The sequence below is a fragment of the Caulobacter sp. GW821-FHT11A05 genome, assembly GCF_058809015.1.
In genome coordinates, this window is sequence record NZ_JBXASF010000024.1 from 28,909 (window position 1) to 48,545 (window position 19,637).

General features: G+C 70.4%; 19 protein-coding genes. 7 read left to right on the top strand and 12 right to left on the bottom strand.

All coding sequences use genetic code 11. The features are described 5' to 3' along the window. Positions 1–3: 3 nt before the first annotated feature. Both AC1RSK_RS23065 and AC1RSK_RS23070 read right to left on the bottom strand, forming a co-directional pair. On the bottom strand, positions 4–882 hold the full coding sequence (locus AC1RSK_RS23065) for a helix-turn-helix domain-containing protein (RefSeq protein WP_492910032.1): 879 nt from the start codon (positions 880–882) through the stop codon (positions 4–6). Positions 883–977: 95 nt separating this feature from the next. Next, positions 978–4,760 (bottom strand): DNA methyltransferase, encoded by a 3,783-nt coding sequence (locus tag AC1RSK_RS23070; RefSeq protein ID WP_492910033.1) that lies wholly within the window; start codon positions 4,758–4,760, stop codon positions 978–980. A gap of 269 nt (positions 4,761–5,029) precedes the next feature. Here AC1RSK_RS23070 and AC1RSK_RS23075 point away from each other — a divergent pair, with 269 nt between their 5' ends. Beyond that, a complete protein-coding gene (locus tag AC1RSK_RS23075; RefSeq protein ID WP_492910034.1) occupies positions 5,030–5,941 on the top strand; it encodes a HEPN domain-containing protein in 912 nt (303 codons plus the stop codon). A 20-nt stretch (positions 5,942–5,961) separates the two neighbouring features. On the opposite strand, the gene AC1RSK_RS23080 is transcribed toward AC1RSK_RS23075, so the two are convergent. Then, complete coding sequence (locus AC1RSK_RS23080; protein WP_492910035.1) at positions 5,962–6,627, bottom strand: hypothetical protein; 666 nt, start codon at positions 6,625–6,627, stop codon at positions 5,962–5,964. 585 nt (positions 6,628–7,212) lie between these two features. On the opposite strand from AC1RSK_RS23080, the gene AC1RSK_RS23085 reads away from it, so the two are divergent. Next, positions 7,213–7,509, top strand: a complete 297-nt coding sequence (locus AC1RSK_RS23085) for a DUF736 domain-containing protein (protein ID WP_492910036.1) — start codon at positions 7,213–7,215, stop codon at positions 7,507–7,509. A 66-nt stretch (positions 7,510–7,575) separates the two neighbouring features. After that, the gene (locus tag AC1RSK_RS23090) at positions 7,576–8,454 is read left to right on the top strand and encodes an ArdC family protein (protein ID WP_492910037.1); all 879 of its coding nucleotides are present in this window, start codon (positions 7,576–7,578) and stop codon (positions 8,452–8,454) included. Between the two features lie 12 nt (positions 8,455–8,466). On the opposite strand, the gene AC1RSK_RS23095 is transcribed toward AC1RSK_RS23090, so the two are convergent. Next, on the bottom strand, positions 8,467–8,808 hold the full coding sequence (locus AC1RSK_RS23095) for a hypothetical protein (RefSeq protein WP_492910038.1): 342 nt from the start codon (positions 8,806–8,808) through the stop codon (positions 8,467–8,469). Positions 8,809–9,046: 238 nt separating this feature from the next. On the opposite strand from AC1RSK_RS23095, the gene AC1RSK_RS23100 reads away from it, so the two are divergent. From AC1RSK_RS23100 to AC1RSK_RS23115, 4 genes are all read left to right on the top strand, one after another. Beyond that, positions 9,047–9,571: a MobC family plasmid mobilization relaxosome protein gene (locus AC1RSK_RS23100; RefSeq protein WP_492910039.1), complete on the top strand. Its 525-nt coding sequence runs from the start codon at positions 9,047–9,049 to the stop codon at positions 9,569–9,571. Further along, complete coding sequence (locus AC1RSK_RS23105) at positions 9,568–10,584, top strand: relaxase/mobilization nuclease domain-containing protein (protein WP_492910040.1); 1,017 nt, start codon at positions 9,568–9,570, stop codon at positions 10,582–10,584. The genes AC1RSK_RS23100 and AC1RSK_RS23105 overlap by 4 nt, the downstream gene beginning before the upstream one ends. 68 nt (positions 10,585–10,652) lie before the next feature. Next, positions 10,653–11,249 (top strand): DUF6088 family protein, encoded by a 597-nt coding sequence (locus tag AC1RSK_RS23110; RefSeq protein ID WP_492910041.1) that lies wholly within the window; start codon positions 10,653–10,655, stop codon positions 11,247–11,249. After that, positions 11,242–12,267, top strand: a complete 1,026-nt coding sequence (locus AC1RSK_RS23115; RefSeq protein ID WP_492910042.1) for a nucleotidyl transferase AbiEii/AbiGii toxin family protein — start codon at positions 11,242–11,244, stop codon at positions 12,265–12,267. The genes AC1RSK_RS23110 and AC1RSK_RS23115 overlap by 8 nt, the downstream gene beginning before the upstream one ends. A 4-nt stretch (positions 12,268–12,271) precedes the next feature. Here the strand turns inward: AC1RSK_RS23115 and AC1RSK_RS23120 are convergent, their stop codons facing one another. Genes AC1RSK_RS23120 through AC1RSK_RS23155 form a run of 8 tightly spaced genes read right to left on the bottom strand, consistent with a single transcriptional unit; the run spans position 12,272 to position 19,526 of the window. Beyond that, positions 12,272–12,949: an LPD7 domain-containing protein gene (locus AC1RSK_RS23120; protein ID WP_492910043.1), complete on the bottom strand. Its 678-nt coding sequence runs from the start codon at positions 12,947–12,949 to the stop codon at positions 12,272–12,274. Then, the gene (locus AC1RSK_RS23125; RefSeq protein WP_492910044.1) at positions 12,946–14,808 is read right to left on the bottom strand and encodes a type IV secretory system conjugative DNA transfer family protein; all 1,863 of its coding nucleotides are present in this window, start codon (positions 14,806–14,808) and stop codon (positions 12,946–12,948) included. Before AC1RSK_RS23125 ends, AC1RSK_RS23120 begins: the two co-directional genes overlap by 4 nt. Further along, entirely contained in the window at positions 14,774–15,781 is a 1,008-nt protein-coding gene (virB11, locus tag AC1RSK_RS23130) for a P-type DNA transfer ATPase VirB11 (protein WP_492910045.1), read from the bottom strand. Before virB11 ends, AC1RSK_RS23125 begins: the two co-directional genes overlap by 35 nt. Continuing rightward, positions 15,781–16,896 (bottom strand): type IV secretion system protein VirB10, encoded by a 1,116-nt coding sequence (gene virB10 / locus AC1RSK_RS23135; RefSeq protein ID WP_492910046.1) that lies wholly within the window; start codon positions 16,894–16,896, stop codon positions 15,781–15,783. The genes virB11 and virB10 overlap by 1 nt, the downstream gene beginning before the upstream one ends. Further along, a complete protein-coding gene (virB9, locus tag AC1RSK_RS23140; RefSeq protein WP_492910047.1) occupies positions 16,893–17,720 on the bottom strand; it encodes a P-type conjugative transfer protein VirB9 in 828 nt (275 codons plus the stop codon). The genes virB10 and virB9 overlap by 4 nt, the downstream gene beginning before the upstream one ends. Further along, the gene (locus AC1RSK_RS23145) at positions 17,717–18,400 is read right to left on the bottom strand and encodes a VirB8 family type IV secretion system protein (RefSeq protein WP_492910048.1); all 684 of its coding nucleotides are present in this window, start codon (positions 18,398–18,400) and stop codon (positions 17,717–17,719) included. Before AC1RSK_RS23145 ends, virB9 begins: the two co-directional genes overlap by 4 nt. Beyond that, positions 18,397–18,603 (bottom strand): hypothetical protein, encoded by a 207-nt coding sequence (locus AC1RSK_RS23150; RefSeq protein ID WP_492910049.1) that lies wholly within the window; start codon positions 18,601–18,603, stop codon positions 18,397–18,399. Before AC1RSK_RS23150 ends, AC1RSK_RS23145 begins: the two co-directional genes overlap by 4 nt. Next, the gene (locus tag AC1RSK_RS23155) at positions 18,600–19,526 is read right to left on the bottom strand and encodes a TrbL/VirB6 family protein (RefSeq protein ID WP_492910050.1); all 927 of its coding nucleotides are present in this window, start codon (positions 19,524–19,526) and stop codon (positions 18,600–18,602) included. Before AC1RSK_RS23155 ends, AC1RSK_RS23150 begins: the two co-directional genes overlap by 4 nt. Between the last annotated feature and the right edge of the window lie 111 nt (positions 19,527–19,637).

Below are 19,637 nucleotides of genomic sequence, written 5' to 3' on the forward strand. Positions count from 1 at the left end.
GGCCTACATCTCGGCCAGACGCGCATGGGTGAGGTCCTGACGCAGCCGGATGGCCTCCGCCAGCAGGCTGGCGGGGCAGGCCAGCAGGGTCTCGGCGACCGCCTCGCCCTCGCCGGGGCGCAGCCGGCGTACTTGGCGAGCGATCTTGCCGGCGGTCGCTTCGAACAGGGTTTCGGCCTTGACCTGGACGTTCCGCGACCAGGCGAAGTCAGGATAGAGACCGGCGTCCCAAAGGACGAAGACGTCTTCCTCCGCCGCATAGCCGGCGAGGAGGACGATCCGGTTGTCGCTCTGGTCGAACTGGCCGCGCTCGCCGCGCTTCTGACCGGGCATGATTAGCTGGACTTTGTGCTCGCCGGTCGGACGGCCGCCGGGCGGACGCGTCGCATTGAACAGATAGACACGCACGCGGCTCGGCAGAGGAGGCGCGAGGTCGAGCTCGAGCGGCTTGCGTTCCAGATTGGTGTGGCGTTCGACCTTGTCGCCGAGCGCCACGACGAAGCGACGGTGAAGCTCGCTCTGGGTGACCCGTTCCGTAAGCAGCTGCATCCGGGGGCTCTCTTGTTTGCCGCTATCGAAGGCGGCGGGCGGAACGACGGGTGCCGCGCTGGCAAACAGGGGCGGTCCGGCGGATGCGGGATCGGAAGGGGGGGCGGCGGCATCGAACGTCTCCGACGCGGCCATGATCAGGGCGGTGGCCTCTTCGGGCTCGCGGCCGGCGCCGACCAGGTTCAGCCAGCGGTCGAAATGATCGCTGCGCATGCGCCATTGGCCGCGGACCTTGAAGCCCGGAAGCTCCCGATCGGCCAGCATTGCGTTGACGGTCCGCTCGGCCAGCTTCAGGCGCGCGGCGACGTCTCGAATGATGAGGATATCGACCAAACCCAACTTTCCCTTAGGCTGTTATCGGCGCACTCATGCGACAAACGACAGCGTCATATAAGCTGAATGTCAGCCCAGGGGGATTGAGAGTCAAGTCACGGCGTTCTCAGAGCCTTCCGTACGTCCGAAAATGCTGGAAAATCAGAACGTCCCTCGGACATCAGGCGGCGCATGATCTCCGCATGGATGCCCTGGACGCCGCGGGCCACGACGTCGGGGGAGGATCGGGCCTCCTCGATCAGGGCCTTCAGATCCAGCCGATCCCCGATCGGGGCCGGCGTCGCCTCACCCGCCTTGCGCAGATTCATGACCACGTCGAAGTGGGCGACGTTCTCGGCGCCCTCGCGGCCCTTGTAACCCTTGTGGCTCTGCTGCTTGCGGTCAAGCGAAGCGGCTTCGTGGAATTCGAAGCCGGCCTCGCGGGCCGCCGCGCTCAGGGCCGACCACACATCACCATCCGTGTTGTGGAACACCACCGTGGCCCAGCCGCCCGGCTTCAGCACCCGGGCGATTTCCCGCATCGAGGCGGCCATCAGACTCGAATAATCCTTTAGTGTCTTGCCGCCGTCGGCCGGAGAGAGCGACCGGTTGACGACCGCCTCACGGGTCGGGTCGGTGACGCGGCCGAGCCAGGACTCCCAGATCAGGTTGCAGTCGGCGTAGAAGATGTTCGAACCGAACGGCGGGTCGGTGAAGACATAGTCGATCGAGCCGTCCGCCACGCCGGACAGTTCGGTGGCGCTCCCCATCAGCACATGCGGAACGGGCTCGACCGGTCCCAGAGCCCGATAATAGGCCTTCAGCTGGCCGATCTTCTTGCGCATGACCTCAAGAACATTGGCCTCAGCGGAGAGCTGGGGCACGTAGAGTGTCCCCGTTAGCGGCCGGTGGCCGCCTCGGGCGTTGAACCGGCGCATCCGGGTGCCGTGCCAGGCGGTGTTGGTGAAGGCGAAGGCCAAGGCGCGTCGCAGGCGTTCGTCCGGCTCCTCCAGCACCGCGCGCCAGAGCCGCGCCAATGCGATACGGTTGCGGTCAGTGTACATGTCCCGGACCGACCTGACGCCCTGCAGGTGAAGGGCGCAGCGCTGATACATCTCCCGGTCCGGACCCAGGGGCACGTTCGGATAGGGGGCGTCGTCGTCGAGCTCCGCGAGGTGCGCCGCGTCCGAGACATCCTGGGTGTCGGCCGCCCGCTCGCCGCGGGTCCCGTTGGCGCGCTGGAAGGCGATCCAGGCGGGGGCGTTCGCCACCACTTCGAACCGGCGCCGGTCGGCCTCGTGACTGCAGACAGGACAGACTGTGGACCGGCCCATGCGGCCGCTGTCCCGGTCCATGGTCGACCACAACAAGAACTCGGCCTGACAGCGGGGGCAGCTATGGCTCGTGCTCCACAGCGTCCAGCGGATTTCGGCGGGCCGGCCGGCCTCGTCGCGAGTGGCGTAGAGGGGTGCCAGATCGTCGCCGATCCGGGCCTCGAGCCGTTCGAACGCCTTGCCCAGCGCCTCGGCGTCGCACGGGTGGGTGTGGTTCCAAGACAGGTGGGCGGCTGCGGCCGAAAGGTCGTTGAGGATGGCGCGCCGGCCGGCCATGGCGGCCGCGACGCCGGTCATCCCGGACCCGGCGAACGGGTCGAGCACCACGTCGCCTGGCTGGGTGAAGTGCTCGATGAAGGGCTGGATGGCCTCCGGTGGGACCTTGGTGTGGTAGCTGTGGGCCGAATACAGCGCCGTGTTACGCGATCCCGGGACGACCCGCGCCGAAGGCGGCGCGTCTGGCGACGTCGGCCGGGCCGAGGCCGGCAGATCCCCGGTCTCGAGGTAGCCGGCCACGAAATCGGGCATGTCGCTGACCGGTGCGGCGCGGCCGCCCAGCAGCGCGCGCCGCTTCTCCGTGGCGGCGATGGTGACGCCCACGGCCGAGAAGTCCGCCTGCAGCACGTCGCGCAGCACCGCCGAATAGACGTGGTCTTGGGCCGTCAGCCCCTCATTGACCGCCCTCTGGATTGAAGCGTCGATGAAAGACTGCGGGACGCGAGCACGTTCCTGACGGGGACGGGAGCGGTGCGCCAGGGTCAGCGTCAGGTCGAGCCGGGTAACCCGCTCCTGGCCGAGCAACCCCTTCACACCCTTGATCGAAGGCTGTCCCTTGTCGAGGATGTGCACGCCACGGGTTTCGAGGCCTGCGTCGGCGAGGGCGTCCTGCACTTCGGTCCAGACCCGGTCGTCGGTGTTGGAAAAGGCTAGGACGGCGCGCCCTCCGGGCCGCAAGATTCGCGCAGCCTCGGAGAAGGCCTGGGCCATCAGGTCGCCGTACAGGTCCAGAGTCTTGCCGCCCGCGGTCCGCGCCCGGCGCTGGTTGACGACGATCTCGGCACCTTGGTCCGTCTCCGCCCCGAGCCAAGCGTCCCAGAGCAAGGAACTGTCGGCGTAGAAGATGTTCGACCCGAACGGCGGATCCATGAAGACCATGTCCACCGCCCCGTCGGGCACGCCATCGAGCCGGGTGGCTGAGGACTGGAAGACCTCAGCCTTCGACTTCGTTTTCTGCCGGCTTTCGAAGAAGCGCATCACGTCTCCCGCCTTGCGGCGGAAGAGGCTCCACACGTTCCATTCGTAGCGCAGCGAGGAGACGTAGAGGGTCCCCGTCATCACATTGGTCGGGCGCTTGGCGTTCCACTGGTAGCGTTTGGACGCGCGGTTAGCGCAGGCTGTAAAGGCGAACAGCAGGGCCTCGCGCAGCCGCCCTTCCGGGGCGGCCTCGACGATGGCGTGCCGCAGGGCGGCCAAGGCGTGCAGGTTGCGGCGGGTGTAGAAGCCGGCCACGTCCTGGATGCCCATGGCCGTATGCGCCGAGCGCCACATCTCGCGCTCCGGCCCGAAGGCCAGTTGCGGCGTCCAGTAGGGAATGGCGGTTCGCTCGACCTCCTCGATCAAGGCCTTCTCCGCCGCGGTGGGGGCGTGGTGGACAATGCGCCGTCCCTCGCCTGACACGTGGGTCTGGACGGGCCGCTCGCCGACCCATTTGAGGTCCAGCTTTCTCAGGACGGCGGTGCACACCGGGCACACCAGTTCCGAGCCCTCGCCATGGTGCAGGGCGTCCCAGTAGGTGATTTCCGAGGCGCAGGCGTCGCAGGCGAAAACGTCGCTCCAGACCGTGTACTCGACCCTGCTACTCGAACCGATAGGCGTGTAGAGCCACCGCATCGTTGGTTCGACCAAGGTCTTCACCCGATCGAACGCGGCGCGGAACGCCTTGGGATCACAGGGAGCGGTGTAGTTCCGCGCGATGTGGACGGCCGCCGGAGAGAGGTCCGACAGCAGGGCGTCGCGGCCCGTTTCGAGCGCGGCGACACCGGTCATCCCAGACCCGCAGAACGGGTCGCTGACGAGGTCGCCCGGATCGGTGAAGGCCTCGATGAACGGTCGGATCGCCGAGGGCGGGACCTTGGTGTGATAACTGTGCGCGCGATACGTCGTCGTCGCCTTGGTCACTTCGATGCGCGGAGGGATGGCGGCGTCCGCATCGGGGGCGAGCTTCCGAGGTTCCTCGCGTACGATAAAGGCGCGCGTCGGCGCTGAGGGATAGGCGACCGCGCCCTGCTCCGTTCGGGCCCGTAGCGCGGTGGTGACGCCGGCGGCGTCGGCGGCGATGGCGCCTTGGACGTCGGCCGGAAGGCGGCCGCTTTCGAGCAGCAACAGCTCGGCCGGCGCGCCGAGCACGGTCTCGAGGGCTCGCGCCTGTTCATCCGTGAGCCCGCGTTCGCCGCTTTCAATACGACTCAGGTAGGACTTGCTAAGGGTGACGGCATCGGCGAGGTCCTGAAGCGAGTATCCCATTGCTTCGCGCCGTCGCTTGATAAGGCCTGCGGTCGGCTCCATGCACGCATCCTTCTACTGGGGCGACAGAGTCGCACCGTTGCCAATCTTGGTCAACACCGAGATCGGCTGCTGTACAGGGATTTGACCGCCTGAGGCCGCATTTTGTGGAGCCCAGTCGATTCTGTTCGCGTGCAGGCTCTACTCGCAGGATAGTTCTACAAGTGCGGGCCATCTCCGCGGATTGAGTGCTGCTAGATCGGCGACGGGATGCCTAATATCGATACCTGCGCACCTTGCGGTCGGCCTCGCCATCGGAGAGACTCCGGTCAATGAAGAAGGGCCTCGATCATTTGCCGCCACGGAAGCAGGCGGAGCTGCGCCACGTGGTCGAGGTGATCCGAGGGGCGTTCGAGGAGGCGATCTCGACGCGCCGCGCGGCTCGCCTGAAGAACGGCAAAATCCTCAAGATCATCCTGTACGGATCGTATGCCCGGGGTGACTGGGTCCATGATCCCGTCGGGCGCTACTTCTCGGATTTCGACCTGTTGGCCGTCGTCGACCATGAAGATCTGACTGACGGCGAGTTCTGGCATGACGCTGAGAACCGGACCATGCCGGGCGAGGGCGAGATCCGGACGCCAGTCAGCATCATCGTTCACAGCCTGGACGACGTGAACGAGCAGCTGGATCGGGGCCGTTACTTCTTCGCCGACATCCTGTGTGAAGGCGTGCTGCTGTACGACACGCCGGGCGCAAAGCTGCACAAGCCTGCGGACATCAAGGCGCAGGTGGCCTTGGCTGAGGCGGAGGAGTTCTTCGCGGAGTGGACCGGGAGCTCGAAAGAATTCCAAGCCGGGGCAGGCTTCTATGCGGAGCGGGGCAACAACAAGCTCGCCGCCTTCAGCCTGCATCAGGCCGCCGAGCACCTTTATCACTGCATCCTGCTGGTGGTGACGCTTTACAGCGGCAAGGCTCACAACCTCGCCTTCCTGCGCAGGAAGGCCGAGGCGATTGACCGGCGGCTTGCTGACGCGTGGCCGCGCGAGACGAAGTTTGAGCGCCGTTGCTTCGAGCTGTTGCGCGAGGCCTATGTGAAGGCCCGCTATTCCAAACACTACAAGATCAGCCCCGAGGAGTTGGCCTGGCTGACCGAGCGGGTCGAGGTGCTGCGCGGGTTAGCGATCACGGTCTGCGAAGAACGGCTGAAGCAGTTGCGCGACGAAGCAAACCATACGGACTGATGGCTCGCGATCGGGTGGCATCAGACATCCAAAACCTCGGCCAACTCCCCTAGCCACGGGCCCACGTCATTGATCTGAACCGCGTCGCTATGGGCGGCGAAGTAGTCCCCGACGGTACGAAACTCTTCGCCAAACCGGGTGAAGAAGGTCTGCTGCAATTTGTCGTTACGGCTCAAGACGCTTGTCAGCGCGCGACCGCCTCGAAAGAACTTCAGCGCGTGGTCAGTGCCGAGCAGATAGAGGTGCTTTCGTTTCGGAGTGGGGTGTTCAGCAAGTAGGACGAAATCCTTGAAGACGGCGTTCTGACGAATAGACTCCGGGCCACCGCGCCATTGAATGAACTTGAATTCCGCGACGCGACGGTCGGTCTCAAGATCAAACAGTCGCCCAGTATTGCCGGCGCCGAGCGAGACATACTCCACACGCTCGCCCGGCTCGAGAATGTGCGGCAAGCATCTCAGGATCCCGAGAGCATGGATCGTCACATTGATCTGACCGGCGAGGCGTTTGATGTCAGCCGCTGCAGCCAGTGTCGGGGCGTCCGCGCCATGTTGAGCGAGAAAGGACGGGCAGTCGTCACGCGTCACACCTGAAGCCGCGCTCTCAATTCGGGCGAGCGTCCTCGTCAGACTGACGCCGGTGAAGCCGGCGATCCTGTCGATGGTCTCGTTGAAGGGCCTGCCCATATGCCAAATCCGCCGACAGAATTCCGACCAGCCTCACGAGCGAGACTGACGGCGCGCGACCTTATCACCGACTTCCGCCGTGCCAGCACGGGGGCGTAGGCTGCATTACGAAGGGTTGGAAGCTGGGTGACCGTTCATGACCGAGAGATTGCGTCGGCATTGACGTCACGCCGCCTACCATCGCCGAGATTGGCCGGCCTGGTTCAGACAGTGGTGCCTGGTTCGGTCGCTGTCGGCCATGGCCGGCTACCGGCGCGCTTATAGGCCGAGGGTCGCGCCCCGCTTTCCGAGGGACGCTTGGGCTGAAGGTGAGGGCGGTGGTCCGTTCCTCCTGCGCCGCGCCAGCCGTGCGCGGTCTCTGAATGGCCTGATCTGACCGGACGCCGGCCGGCTTCCGCAACCGTCCGCTCGGCTTTCTTCCCCGGCCTGACGGCCTTCCTCGCGAAACAAGAAAGCCTCTCTCCCGGTCCTCCGCTCCGCTGCGGGCGGCTCGCTGCGCTCGCCCTGCGGGCCGTCCGGCCTCCGGTCCGCCGATCGCCATCGAGGCCGCGGCAGGCGTGGCCCGATCAGCAAGGAGAGACTTCCATGGCCACCATCGGCACCTTCACCCAGCAAGCGGACGGCAGCTACAGCGGTTCGATCAAGACCCTCACCCTCAACGTCAAGGCGGCCCAGCTGCGGGCCAACGAAAAGACCGACGAGAAGGCCCCCGACTTCCGCATCTTCTCCGGCCAGACCGAGTTCGGCGCCGCCTGGAAGAAGACGTCCCGCGAAAACCGCGAATACCTGTCGGTCAAGCTCGACGATCCCAGCTTCCCCGCTCCGATCTACGCCTCCCTGGTCGAGATCGACGGCGGACACAGCCTGATCTGGTCCCGCTGACCGAGCCGCGGCGGCGCTGAGGCGCCGCCGCCTCTTCCTCAAAACCCCTTTCATCCGGAGGCCGCCATGTCGCGCCCCAACGAACCCGCTCGTCCGGACCTCTACAGCCGGATCACCGACAAGATCATCGCCCAGCTGGAGACGGGCGTTCGCCCCTGGACCCAGCCTTGGACCGCTTCGACCAGCGTCAGCCGCCCGCTCCGCCACAACGGCGAGGCCTACAGCGGCATCAACGTCCTTCTGCTCTGGTCCGAAGCCATGGCCCGTGGCTTCCAGGCGCCGACCTGGATGACCTTCCGCCAGGCGCTGGCCCTGGGCGCCCACGTCCGCAAGGGCGAGACCGGCGCCACCGTCGTCTACGCCAACACTCTGGCGCGCGCGGAGACCGACGACACCGGCGAGGAACAGCTGCGCCGCATCCCGTTCCTGAAGGCCTACACGGTCTTCAACGTCGAGCAGATCGAAGGCCTCGGCGAAGGCCAGGCGCCGGAGCCCGTACCGGCCGTCAATCCGGACGCCCGGATCGCTCAGGTCGAGGCCTGGTTCGCGACCCTCGGCGTGGACGTTCGCCACGGCGGCGGCTCGGCCTTCTACGTCCCATCGATGGACCATGTGCAGATGCCGGCGTTCGAACAGTTCCACGACGCGCAAAGCTACTACGCCACCCTCGGCCACGAATGCGTGCACTGGACGGGCCATGCCGCTCGTCTCGGTCGCGACTTCAGCCGCTCGACCCAAGCCTACGCCCGCGAAGAACTCGTCGCCGAACTCGGCGCGGCCTTCCTCTGCGCCGACCTCGGGCTGGCGCTCGAGCCGCGCGAGGACCACGCGGCCTATCTCGACCACTGGCTCGAGGTGCTGCGCGGCGACAAGCGCTTCATCGTTTCGGCGGCGGCGCACGCCCAGCGCGGCGTGGCCTTCCTTCACCAGGCGTCAACGGCCTGAACCGCGACCGCCTCACCAGCCCAGGCCGAGGGCGACCGTGATCGCGTTCGGCCTGGCGCGTGTCAGCGCCGCTTCCAGAGCGGTAATGGCGGCCAGCGCGTCTTCCTGTTCATCGGCCAGTCCGCTCATGATGAGCGCGACGTGATTGGCCTTGGTCAGCGTCGCCTCCAGCGCGCGGTGAACGCCCTGGGCGGCGGCTTCGATCTCCGCATCCGGTTCGACCTTGCCGATGACCTCGGCGACGGCCCAAGCCGCGCGGCCCAACGGAACACTGGGATCGGAGTGCTGGCCGGCTTCGCGAACGCCGTGGCGGGCGGTGGCGACAAGGTCGGCGAGGAGGGCGGGAAGGGGCATGGCTGGGGTCCTGGTGAGCCGCGACCGTAGCGTCACGACGTCGGGCGCGAACAGGCCGTTTGGGTGGCCGTGGCTTTTCTCCGCCCGGCTGGGGCGCCCTGCAGGGCGGCGGGCGAGCGTCCGCTTTTGCGGTCGCCGAGGGGAGGGCGGGGAGCACCGGAGACCTACGGGGCGAGGGGGATCGCGGTCTAGGGCAGGATAGGCTTTGCGCCGGCAATGTCACACAGAGACCGCTCCCTTGCCCCACTTCAGCGTCAGGCTCGACGACGATCTCGCCGCCCGGTTCGACGCCGTCGCCGCCGGCCGGGGCGGGCGCTCGCGGCTGCTGCGCCGGGTCATCGAGGCGGCGGCGGCGGCGGGCGCGGGCGACGGGGTGGTTGCTCGCCGAGACGGACCGACGAGCGCCAAGCTGACCCTGCGATTGACCGAAGCGGACCTCGCCGCCCTGGAGCGGGAGGCGCGGCGCGTGGGGCTCAGCCGCACGCAGTGGACCGTGGCCTTGCTGCGCCGGCGCCTGCATGACCGGCCGCAGCTGACGCCGCCGTCGGCCCAAGCCTTCATCGGCGTGCAGCGCGAGCTGCGGCGCATCGGGGTCAACGTCAACCAGATCGCCCGCGCGCTCAACGCAGCGGTCCTGCCCGGCCGGGTGCTCGACCTGGAGATCGCGCAGATGAAGGGCCTGGGCGATCAGATCCGCGATGAGCTGCGCGGTCTGCGCGCCGCCTTCGAGGGCGACCTCGGCTATTGGGATGCGGCGGGATGAGCGACTTCATTCAGGTGCGCGGCTTCGAGGAGGCGGTGCGGCCGCCGATCGATCCGCGGCGCGCCCGCATCACCGACCGGACGGGGCCGGCGAGCGTCCGATCCGGGGAGGCGTCGCCGGGCGCGCGGCTGGGGCGGATCGCGCGGCGCGTCCCGGAGGTGGTGGTCAAGATCACCGGCCGCACCCGGGACGGCGGCCACCTCTCTAGCCACCTGCTCTACATTTCCCGCAACGGCGCCCTGCCGCTGGAGGGCCCCGACGGCGAGCGGCTGGAAGGGCGGACCGCGGTCCGGACGTTGGCCGAGGACTGGATGGCGGAGGTGGCCGCCGAGCCGGGCCGGCGGCGCGACAGCAGCGTCAGCTTGTCGATCGTGCTCAGCATGCCACCTGGGACGGAGGCGTTCCGGACCCAGGACGCCGCCCGCGACTTCGCCGCCCGCACCTTCGGGGGGACGCACCCCTACGTCTTCGCCTGTCACACCGACGAGCGGCATCCGCATGTGCATCTGACCGTCCGGATGCTGGGGGAGGACGGCCGGCGCCTCAATCCGCGCAAGGCCGACCTGCAGCAGTGGCGGGAGACCTTCGCCGCCGCCCTGCGGGCGCGCGGGATCGAGGCCGAGGCGACGCCCCGGCGGGCCCGCGGCGTGGTGCGCAAGGCCGAGCGCACGCCCCTGCGCAAGCTGCGCGACCGGTTCGAGGCGGGGGCGGGGCCGCCGTCGGACCGGGATCGCGCCGCCTGGGGCGAGGCGATGGCGGAGGGCGCGACCGGAGCATGGACCGAGGCCCTGCGTCAGCGGCAGGCGAAGGTCCGGCGCTATTATGTCGCCCAGGCCTTGGCGCTGCGGCGCTCGCCCTCGGCGGTCGATCAGGCTCTGGCGGGAGACCTAGAGGCGTTCGTGAAGGCGATGCCGCCGGTGCGGACCCGCCAGGAGGCGATCGAGCAGGCGATCGTCCGGCGCGGGAAGACGCGTCGCGACGAGGGGGCGGCCGGGCCGGAGCGTCGGCGATGACGGGCGGGGCGCGGGCGGTTCTTGAATATTGTCAGAAACTCCTCTATGTTTCTGACAGGAGACCCGCCGTGCAAGCTCTCGCCGAACAGATCATGGAACGCGCCCAAACGCTTCCCGAAGGCGCGCCGATCGCCGCCAAGGCGCTGCTGCACCTGGGCAGCCGCGCGGCCGTGGACCAGGCGCTGTCACGACTGCTGCGCGCCGGCCGGCTGCTGCGCGCCGGCCGCGGCCTCTATGTCCGTCCGCTGGAAAGCCGCTTCGGCATTCGGCCGCCCGCCGTCGAGAAGGTGGTGCAGGCGGTCGGGGCGCAACGTGGCGAGGTGATCGCCGCCAACGGGGCGGCGGCGGCGAACGCCCTGGGCCTGACGACCCAGGTGCCGATCCGCATGGTCTATCTGACCAGCGGACCCAATCGCACCCTCAGCCTCGGCAAGCAGACCATCGAGTTCAAACACGCGCCGCCCTGGCAACTCCTGCTCGCCGGCCGCCCCGCCGGGGAGGCGGTGCGCGCGCTCGTCTGGCTGGGGCCTGAGAAGGCTGAGCGGGCCTTGGAAGTGCTCAAGCGCAAGCTGGGCCCCTCGGCGTTCGGCGAACTGGTGGCGGTGGGGCCGCGCCTGCCGACCTGGCTGGCTCGGTCCGTCAGCCAGTCGGCGGCGCATGGCTGAGCTCTTCCTGCGTCTGTCCGAGGCGGAGCGGCGCGACGCCCTGGGCGTGGCCGCCGAGGCCTCGGGCCGTCCGGCCCACCTGTTGGAGAAGGACGTCTGGGTGGTCTGGGCCCTGCAGGCCCTGTTCGAGGCGCCCTTCGGGGAACACCTCGTCTTCAAGGGCGGCACCTCCCTGTCCAAGGCCTATGACGTCATCCAGCGCTTCTCCGAGGACGTCGATCTCACCTACGACATCCGGCGGCTGCTGCCGGCCCTGGCCGAGGCCGGGGAGGATCCCCTGCCGGCCAGTCGCGCCGAGGAAAGGCGCTGGTCGGACGAGGTTCGGCGGCGCCTGCCCGAGTGGGTCGAGGCGCAGGTCCGGCCGGCGCTGGAGGCGCGCCTGGTCGCCGACGGGATCGCCGCGACCGTGCGCATCGAGGACGCCAAGGCCTTCATCGACTATGCGCCGACCCGGACCGGCACGGGCTATGTCTCGCCCAGCGTGATGCTGGAGTTCGGCGCGCGGGCGACCGGCGAGCCGAGCGCGCCGAGGCCGGTGGCCTGCGACGCCGCCCCGCACCTGGTCGGGCTGGTCTTTCCTGCCGCCACGCCGCGGGTGATGGCGGCCGAACGGACCTTCTGGGAAAAGGCCACGGCGGCGCACGTCTACTGTGCGCAGGGGCGTCTGCGCGGCGACCGTTTCTCCCGGCATTGGCACGATCTGGCGCGGCTCGACGCCGCCGGCTTCGCCGCGACGGCGATCGCTGATCGGGGACTGGCGACGGCGGTCGCGCGCCACAAGGCGATGTTCTTCCGTGAGACGGCCGACGGCCAGGTCATCGACTACGGCCAGGCCGTCTCAGGCGGGCTGCGCCTGAAGCCGGAGGGGGCCTCGCTGGAGGCCTTGGGCGAGGACTATCGCCGGATGATCGAGGACGGCCTGCTCCAGGAGAACGCCGAGCCCTTCGAGGCCTTGATGGACACCTGCGCCGACCTGGCGGCCCGGGCCAACGCCGCGGCTGCGCCGGTCGGCGGCTGAGCCCCTACCGGTCGCGGTCCCGGCGTCGCCCGGCGTCGATCCGAACCGGGCCGGGCGGTTCGGAGCGGCCTCGGACCGGCGCATTCCGCTCGAGATGTTCGGCGGCGCGACTCCAGGCCCGGGCGAGCAGGCGAGCCCGCGCCTCCGGATCGCCGATCAGGCCGCGGACGACGACGGCGGCGCGCCGCAGGCGGTCTTCCAGATCGGCCGCGCGCAGAGGCGCCGCGTCGTCTGGCGCGCGTCCGGTCCGCCGATCCTGGGCCCTGGCGGGCTGGCCGGCGGCCTGCCGGTCGCGCTCGCCCGGCCGATGGCCCTTCACCGTGATGTCCAGGGCCTGGGCCTGGATCCAGACCTCGCGCTTGAAGGCGGCGTCGCCCTGCACCCGGACTGCCGTCCAGCCGCGATGGCGGGCGATCTTCAGCAGATCGGCGACGACGTCGGGATAGGCATGGGCGGCGACGAGGACGCGACCGGCGTCCCGGAACGCCGGCTCGGCGGCGCGATGGTCGCGGAAGAAGCGCTCGGCGCGCCCGCGCCCGTCGTGCTCGATCAGATAGCGGTCGAGGAGCGTGGGCGGCAGATCGCCCTTGAGCCGCGACACGGCGGCCGGCTGGCCTGACGGCGCCAGCCGGTTCGGCGCAGGATCGGTTGGTGTTTTGTCGGGTCGGGACGGGGGCCTCATGGTTCGCGCTCCGGGTAGACGGGCGGGACGGCCGCATCGACCATCCGGTCCAGCCAGTCGCCCACCTCTTCCTCGGTGGCGCCGGCCCGCGGCGGCGGCACGCCCTCCTCGGCGAAGGCGCGCACGATGGCGTCGAACTCCAGCGGCGGGGGCGCGTCGTCCTCATGAGATGCGACCAGGTCGCTCTCGACCGGCTCGCCCGGCGACGGGCGGGGGGCCACCGGGATTTCCGGCGGCGGGCGCTGGCGGTCGGTGAAGGCTCTCTCGCGCCAGTAGACGATCTTGCGCCCGCGGGTGGGCGGCAGGCCGGCCTTGAGGACCAGCAGGGCGTCGGCGGGCAGCTGCATCAGCTCCTGCGGCAGCATCAGCGGCCGGCGCTGATCCGAGGCGGTGGTGCTGCGTCGCCCGGGACTGAGGCCGGTCGGCCGGCTGCGGCTGCGGGCGCTGTAGGTGTAGGACCCGAGCCGTTCGCTGAGGTCCTGGGCGACCTTCAGTTCCTTGGGCGCGAAGACCACCTCGACCCCGCAGTTGGTCAGGATCTCCTCGGTCACGTCCGGCCCGTAGAGGGCGCGCAGCTGCGAGGGGCTCTGGATCACCGGCAACAGCCGCAGCCCATAGCCGGCGACGAAGGAGAAGGCGTGGGCCAGCACGGGCGCGGAGCCCAGCCGGGCGAACTCGTCGAGCAGCACCAGCACCGGCCGGTCGTCGGGACCGGGGAGGGCGCGGCTGCTCAAGTCGATCAGCTGCTGAAACAGCAGGCTGTAGAGCGGCGCCACCCGCTGCATGTTGTCCGGCGTGGCGCCCAGATAGAGCGACACCCCGCCCCGGCGCAGGGCGCGCAGGTCGAAATCGCTGGCGGCCGTGGCGGCGTCGACCGCCGGGTTCAGCCACAGGCCCATCCGCGTGGTGATCGTCTGGCGGATCGAGGCGAAGGTGTTTTCGCTGGAGGCGCAGAAGTCGGTGAGGGCCGCGGCGCAGGGCCCCGACAGCGGCCGGCCCTCGCGCCGACGCGCGGCGATCAGGGCCGGGAAGCGGGCGCGCGGATCGCCCCGGGTCAGCTGGCGGAAGATCTCGCCGAGCGTGAAGGGCAGCTCCGGGGTTTCGGCGACATAGGCGCCGACGCCGATGAAGCCGACGCGGGCCGCCTCCGCCCAGAACGGATCGGCATGGTCGTGGCCCGGGAACAGCATGACCGCCATGCGCTGCAGTTCGTCGAGGACCGCGCCGGGCTGTTCGCGATCGACGTGGCTCAGGGGATTGAACCGAGCGGTGCGGCCGTCGCGCGCGAGAGGGTCGAACAGCAGCACCGTCTGGCCGGCGGCGGCGCGAAAGCCGGCGGTGGCGGCGAAGTTCTCGCGCTTGATGTCGAGCACCACCACCGAACCCGGCCAGGCCAGCAGGTTGGGGATGACCACGCCGACGCCCTTGCCGGTGCGGGTGGGCGCATAGAGCATGACGTGCTCGGGGCCGCCCGAGATCAGCAGGCCGCCGCCGGCGCGGCCCAGCAGGATGCCCTGGCGCGCCCGAAGGCCGGCGGCGCGCTGTTCGCCCGGGGTCGACCAGCGGGCGGCGCCGTGCAGGGGCCGGCGGCGGTTGACGACCACGGCGACCCCGACGACCAGCAGCAGCAGGCCGTGGGCGCTGGCGGCGATGCGCAGCCAGCGCCGCACCTGCGGGTCCTCGCGGTAGTACCAGAACCAGGCTGGCGCGCGGGTGAGGTCGACGTCCGCCTCCAGCCGGCCGAGGCCGGCCAAGGCGACCAGCGCCGTGCCGACGGCGGCGGTCGCCAGCAGCGCCAGGAGGGCGGCGACGATCAGGGCGGCCCTAGCCGCCGGGCTGGCGCTTTCGAGCCGGCTCATGCCAGACCTCCGTCAGCCGAAAGACGCCGTCGACCTTCTTCATCTGCACGACCACGTCGATCAGCAGGTGCAGCAAGGCGCGGATGTCGTCGCGCGGCAGGTCGCGCCCGCCTTCGGACTCGCGGACCAGCAGGGTCAGCTGCTCGAAGGCGAGGGCGGCGGAATCGGCGTGCACCGTGGTGATCGAGCCGGGATGGCCGGAGTTGACGTTGCGCAGGTAGAAGAAGGCGGTCCCGTCGCGCAGCTCCTGCAGCAGGATGCGGTCGGGCCGCATGCGCAGGGCGCTTTCCAGCAGGGCCTTGGCGGTGACTTTGGCCAAGCCCTGACCGTCCTTGGAATAGATCAGGTGGACGACGTTGCGGTGCGGCACGACCAGCTCGCGGGTGTCCTCGATGGTCAGCAACCGCTCCTGGTCGGGGATCAGCGCCACCAGGGCCTTGGCGAAGGTGGTCTTGCCCGAGCCGGTCGCGCCCGAGATCAGGATATTGCGCCGGGACCGCACCGCCAGGGCGAAGAAGCCCGCCCAGTCCGCGGCCTCGCGCCGCCGCACCAGCTCGGCATCGGTCCCGTCCTGGTCGCCGCTCCGCGCCGAGGCCACCTGGTCGAACAGGCCGGCGGCCTGGAAATCGGCCAGCCCGAGCTGGCGCCGCGAGGGCTTGCGAATGGTCAGGGAGACCGCGCCGGCCGGAGTCGCCGGCGGCAGGACGATCTGGCAGCGTTCGTCGCCGGGCAGGACGGTGGAGCAGATCGGCCGCTCCGCGCCGACGTCCTGCTTGGTGAAGGCCGCCGCCGCGGTGGCCAGGGTGCGCAGCCACGCCTCGGTGAGCTGCGGCGCCTCGTGCCAGACCCAGCGGCCGGCGTGCTCGACTCCCACCTCGCCGGGCCGGTTGATGACCACCTCGGTGACGTCGTCCGGCTCGAGGAAGACGCGGATCGGCGCCAGGTAGTGGTCGAGGACGGCGGTGTCGTCCATCAGCGGGCCCGCAGCCGGTAGACGCCGGCGAAGTCGAGATCCTGGGCCACGAAGATCGACACCTCCGCCCCCTGCGCCTTGCGCAGGGTCGGCGGGATGCCGATCGAGCCCTGCAGGGCGACGCCGGCGGCGTCGGAGGGCAGCCGGGTCGTGCCGCTCGCGCCGTCCTCGCCGATGGCGGCCTGGACGCCGTCGTCGACGACCGAGAGCAGCAGGGCGCCGCCGAAGCGCTGCCAGAAATGGGTGTCGACGTCGCCGTCGAAGCCGGCCCGCCCCAGCGCGTCGGCCGCCGGCGAGGCCAGGGTGACGGTGACGCCGGTCGGGGTCACCGCGCGGGTCCACAGCACGAAGAGGCGGCCCTGCCCCTGCTGCAGGCCGCCGCGGTATTCGCCCAGCACCCGGGTGCCGCGCTCCATCAGCACCACGGCGCCGTTGTCGGAATAGACGTCCTTGGGGACGACGCAGCTGACGTAGCCGGGTGTCGAACTGTCCATCGCCGTCTGCAGGACGCAGGGCAGGGCGGCGCCGGCGACCAGCAGCAGGTTGCGGTCGGGCAGCCGGTCGGCCCGCGCCCGGGCGACCGGGCCCGCCTGGCGCAGGGTGTCGAGCGACGTCGGCGGCGCGGCTGGCGCTGTCGGGACCGAAGCCGCCCCCACGGAGGCCGGCGCCGACAGGGCCGGACGGCTGTAGGCCAGCACCGGCGCCCGCTGGGCGCTCTCCAGCAGCGTGCGTCGCGCATCGGCCGGGGCGGCGCCGGCCCCGGCGGCGCGGGGCTCCAGCGCCGGGACCTCGGGACCCGGCTCGCTCCCGAGACCGGGGGCGAGCGGGTCAGTGGCGGCGTCGACCAGCCGCGGCGGGGGCTCGCGCCGCGCCGGCTCGAACGGGACCAGCTGCCGGGCCGGCGCGTCGGCGTCGGCCGGCCGCTCGGCGGCGCCGTCGCGGTCCCAGGTGGCCAGCAGGAAGACGCCGCAGCCGGCGGCCAGGGCCGCCAGGCTGATCCAGCGCCGCTGCCCGCCGAAACGGCCGGCGATCGGCGAGATCGCCCGGTCCGCCTCCGCCGGAGCGGTTCTGGCCGGGCCTTCATCGGCCGGGGGCTTGGGATTTTCGGCGGTCATGGGCGGCCTCCCGCGGGAGCGCGCTCGACCTGCGGCGAGGCGGTGGCGGTCTGGCCGCCGACGCCTCTGGGGTCGAACGCCTCGTTGTAGATGCACAGCACCTGGCGTCCGCGCCGCAGGCGCAGGCCGCGCTCGACGCCGTGGATGACGACGTAGTCGCCGCGCACATCGAACGGAACCAGCCGCTCGCTGCCGTCCTCGGCGACGGCGAAGATGGCCGGCACCGCCTGGGCGCCGGGGAAGCGCAGCACGGTGAAGCGGCCGTTGTCGGAGACCTCGCTGGGCTGCAGGTCGGCCGAGCCCTGGACGGAATAGGCGAGATTGCGAGGGCCTTCGGCCGCGCCCTGCTGCAGGGCGAGGCCGACCAGGCGGGCCTCGACCGCGGCGGCCGCCGCTTCCACCGCCCGCAGGGCCCGCGCCTGTTCGTCGGCCGGATAGCGGAAGCGGATCTGATAGGCGGGCGTCCGGCCGCGTGCCTCGCCGGCGGCGAGCTCGAAGGCGTAATGCCGGGCCTGGCCGCCGCGGTCGGTCACCACCAGCAGGTTGGTGGCCTGATGCCGCTCCCGGGGCTTGAGAAACAGCACCGAGCCCTCGGCGGCGACTTCCCAGGCGACGCTGTCGCCGACCGCCACATGGCGGATGGTCTCGTCGGGCGCGAACACCACCTGGGTGGCGGTGCGGTAGGCCCCGACGACCCGGTAGATGGCGTCGGGGTCGTAGTCGATGACGCGGATGCGCGGGTCGGCGGGATCGCCCGCGAGGGCGGCGGCGGGCGCCCCGAACACGGCCAGGGCCATGACGAGGGCAGGCAGCAGACGGTTCATCGGATGACCTCCGGATCGGCGCGGTACGAGGTGACCTGGAAGCCGAGCGGATTGCGCAGGCGGTCGGCCTCGGACATCGGCGCGCGGGTGTAGGTGAAGGCGATGGTGGCGATCCAGTCGCTCTCGACGACCTGCTGCGCCCGCCGCTCCACGCGGTGGAAGCGCACGTTGGCGACGCCGTCGTTGATGAAGCCGATCGCCCGGATGGAGATCACCGCCTCCGCCTCTGGCCCGTAGAGGTTCTGCGGGCTCTGCGGGTTGGAGCCGCGGTAGACGTCGGCCCAGCGCCGCTGCTCGCCGCCGCCCGACAGGATCGAGACCAGGCGGAAGCTGTCCTCGGCCGCCGCGTCGAGATAGCCCTCGCGGGCCCGCACATATTGGGCCAGGAAGAATTTGCTGATCGCCTCGTCATAGGTCGCCGGGCCCTCGCCCCCGCCGAGGCCGCGGACCACGTCCACGGCCCCCGTCGCCTGGTCGACGCGGATCACGAACGGTTCGGTGGTCTTCAGGGGCGTCAGCGCCGCCACGGCGGCGACCGAAATCGCCGCCAGGGCCGCCGCCGTTGCGGCCGCCGCCCAGGCCAGGCGGCGCGAACGCAGGGCTTCGGCCAGGCGGTCCTGGTCCCATCGCCGGGCCTCGGCGAAATAGGTCTTCAGATCAGGGGCGGGAACGCCGGTCATGCGCAGCCTCCGCCGGACGGGGGCGCGGCCTCGGAGGGCTGCGGCTGCGCCGGCGCCGGGGCGGCGATCAGCGTCGAGCCGTGTGGATTGGCCGGCCGGCGATGGCGGCCGTCGCAGACCGGGGCGTCGTCGCCGCCGAGGCTGGCGCACCCTGTCAGGCTCGTGGCGGCGGCGGCGAGCATCAGAAGGCGGGGGAAGGTCATGAGCGGGCTCCGGTGGGTCGAATGGATCCGCCGCCGCGCGGCGGCTGCCGGCCTGCTTCCTGCGGTCCGAGGGCGCGGCCGGAGCCGCTGGTCCCGAGCGCGGCGGCGTTGGCGAAATCGGCCAGGCCGGCGCTGGCCCCGCCGGCGATGCCGGCGGCGATGGCCGGGGTCTGCAGGAAGAAGATCGCGCCGAGCAGGCACAGGGCGATGAAGATCAAGCCGCCGATCATCGGGTCGCCGCCCTCGATCGCGCCCCACTGGTCGCGCACCAAGGCCAGCACCAGCTGGAAGATGACGATGATCAGGGCGAACAGGACCAGATAGTTCACCGCCTGGCTCAACCAGCCGAAGAAGAAGCGGCGGGTGGCGTCGAACAGGGCGCAGGCGATGAAGATCGGTCCGAGCGTGACCAGCAGGGCCAGGGCCAGCTTGGCGACGAGCACCACGCCGAAGCCGAGCGCCGCGGCCAGGGCCCCGATGATGAACACCGCCGCCGAGACCACATAGGGCGCGGGATTGAAGGCGGAGGCGTCGCGGCTGATCTTTTCGCCGAGGTAGGCCGCATAGGCGAAGAACTGGTCGAAGGCGGCGCCGACGCTGGGCGTTCCGGCCCCGCTGATCGCTTGGGTCAGGGCGTTGGGCAGGTCGGTGAACAGCGGCCGGGTGACGAAGTCGCCGTAAGCGGCGGTGGTGGCCAGCAGGTAGATGAAGACCAGCTTGATGCCGCGGATCGCGAAATCCATGATCGGTTCGCTGATCGCGCCCCGGAAGATGGCGTAGCCGTAGAGCACGATATAGAGCACCAGCGCGACGCGCAGCGGCCCTTCCACCTGGGCGATCACCGACGACAGCCGGTCGCCGAGGAAGTCGTTCAGCCGCGCGTCGATGAAGTCGTAGCTCGGCTCGAAGACCCGGAACTGCATGGCCGCCCCTCCTTTAGAAGGCTCGCCGATAGGCGGCCATGCGCTCGCGCCGGCCCGCCTCGGCCAGACCGGCCCGGGCGGCCGCGCAGTCGCCGCGCCGCTTGCCGGCGT

What these genes read in the sequence shown, in the direction of transcription:
- AC1RSK_RS23070 (WP_492910033.1), bottom strand. Translation starts at nt 4,760, where the DNA reads ATGGAGCCGACCGCAGGCCTTATCAAGCGACGGCGCGAAGCAATGGGA.
- AC1RSK_RS23075 (WP_492910034.1), top strand. Translation starts at nt 5,030, where the DNA reads ATGAAGAAGGGCCTCGATCATTTGCCGCCACGGAAGCAGGCGGAGCTG.
- AC1RSK_RS23080 (WP_492910035.1), bottom strand. Translation starts at nt 6,627, where the DNA reads ATGGGCAGGCCCTTCAACGAGACCATCGACAGGATCGCCGGCTTCACC.
- AC1RSK_RS23085 (WP_492910036.1), top strand. Translation starts at nt 7,213, where the DNA reads ATGGCCACCATCGGCACCTTCACCCAGCAAGCGGACGGCAGCTACAGC.
- AC1RSK_RS23090 (WP_492910037.1), top strand. Translation starts at nt 7,576, where the DNA reads ATGTCGCGCCCCAACGAACCCGCTCGTCCGGACCTCTACAGCCGGATC.
- AC1RSK_RS23095 (WP_492910038.1), bottom strand. Translation starts at nt 8,808, where the DNA reads ATGCCCCTTCCCGCCCTCCTCGCCGACCTTGTCGCCACCGCCCGCCAC.
- AC1RSK_RS23105 (WP_492910040.1), top strand. Translation starts at nt 9,568, where the DNA reads ATGAGCGACTTCATTCAGGTGCGCGGCTTCGAGGAGGCGGTGCGGCCG.
- AC1RSK_RS23115 (WP_492910042.1), top strand. Translation starts at nt 11,242, where the DNA reads ATGGCTGAGCTCTTCCTGCGTCTGTCCGAGGCGGAGCGGCGCGACGCC.
- AC1RSK_RS23120 (WP_492910043.1), bottom strand. Translation starts at nt 12,949, where the DNA reads ATGAGGCCCCCGTCCCGACCCGACAAAACACCAACCGATCCTGCGCCG.
- AC1RSK_RS23125 (WP_492910044.1), bottom strand. Translation starts at nt 14,808, where the DNA reads ATGAGCCGGCTCGAAAGCGCCAGCCCGGCGGCTAGGGCCGCCCTGATC.
- virB11 (WP_492910045.1), bottom strand. Translation starts at nt 15,781, where the DNA reads ATGGACGACACCGCCGTCCTCGACCACTACCTGGCGCCGATCCGCGTC.
- virB10 (WP_492910046.1), bottom strand. Translation starts at nt 16,896, where the DNA reads ATGACCGCCGAAAATCCCAAGCCCCCGGCCGATGAAGGCCCGGCCAGA.
- virB9 (WP_492910047.1), bottom strand. Translation starts at nt 17,720, where the DNA reads ATGAACCGTCTGCTGCCTGCCCTCGTCATGGCCCTGGCCGTGTTCGGG.
- AC1RSK_RS23145 (WP_492910048.1), bottom strand. Translation starts at nt 18,400, where the DNA reads ATGACCGGCGTTCCCGCCCCTGATCTGAAGACCTATTTCGCCGAGGCC.
- AC1RSK_RS23150 (WP_492910049.1), bottom strand. Translation starts at nt 18,603, where the DNA reads ATGACCTTCCCCCGCCTTCTGATGCTCGCCGCCGCCGCCACGAGCCTG.
- AC1RSK_RS23155 (WP_492910050.1), bottom strand. Translation starts at nt 19,526, where the DNA reads ATGCAGTTCCGGGTCTTCGAGCCGAGCTACGACTTCATCGACGCGCGG.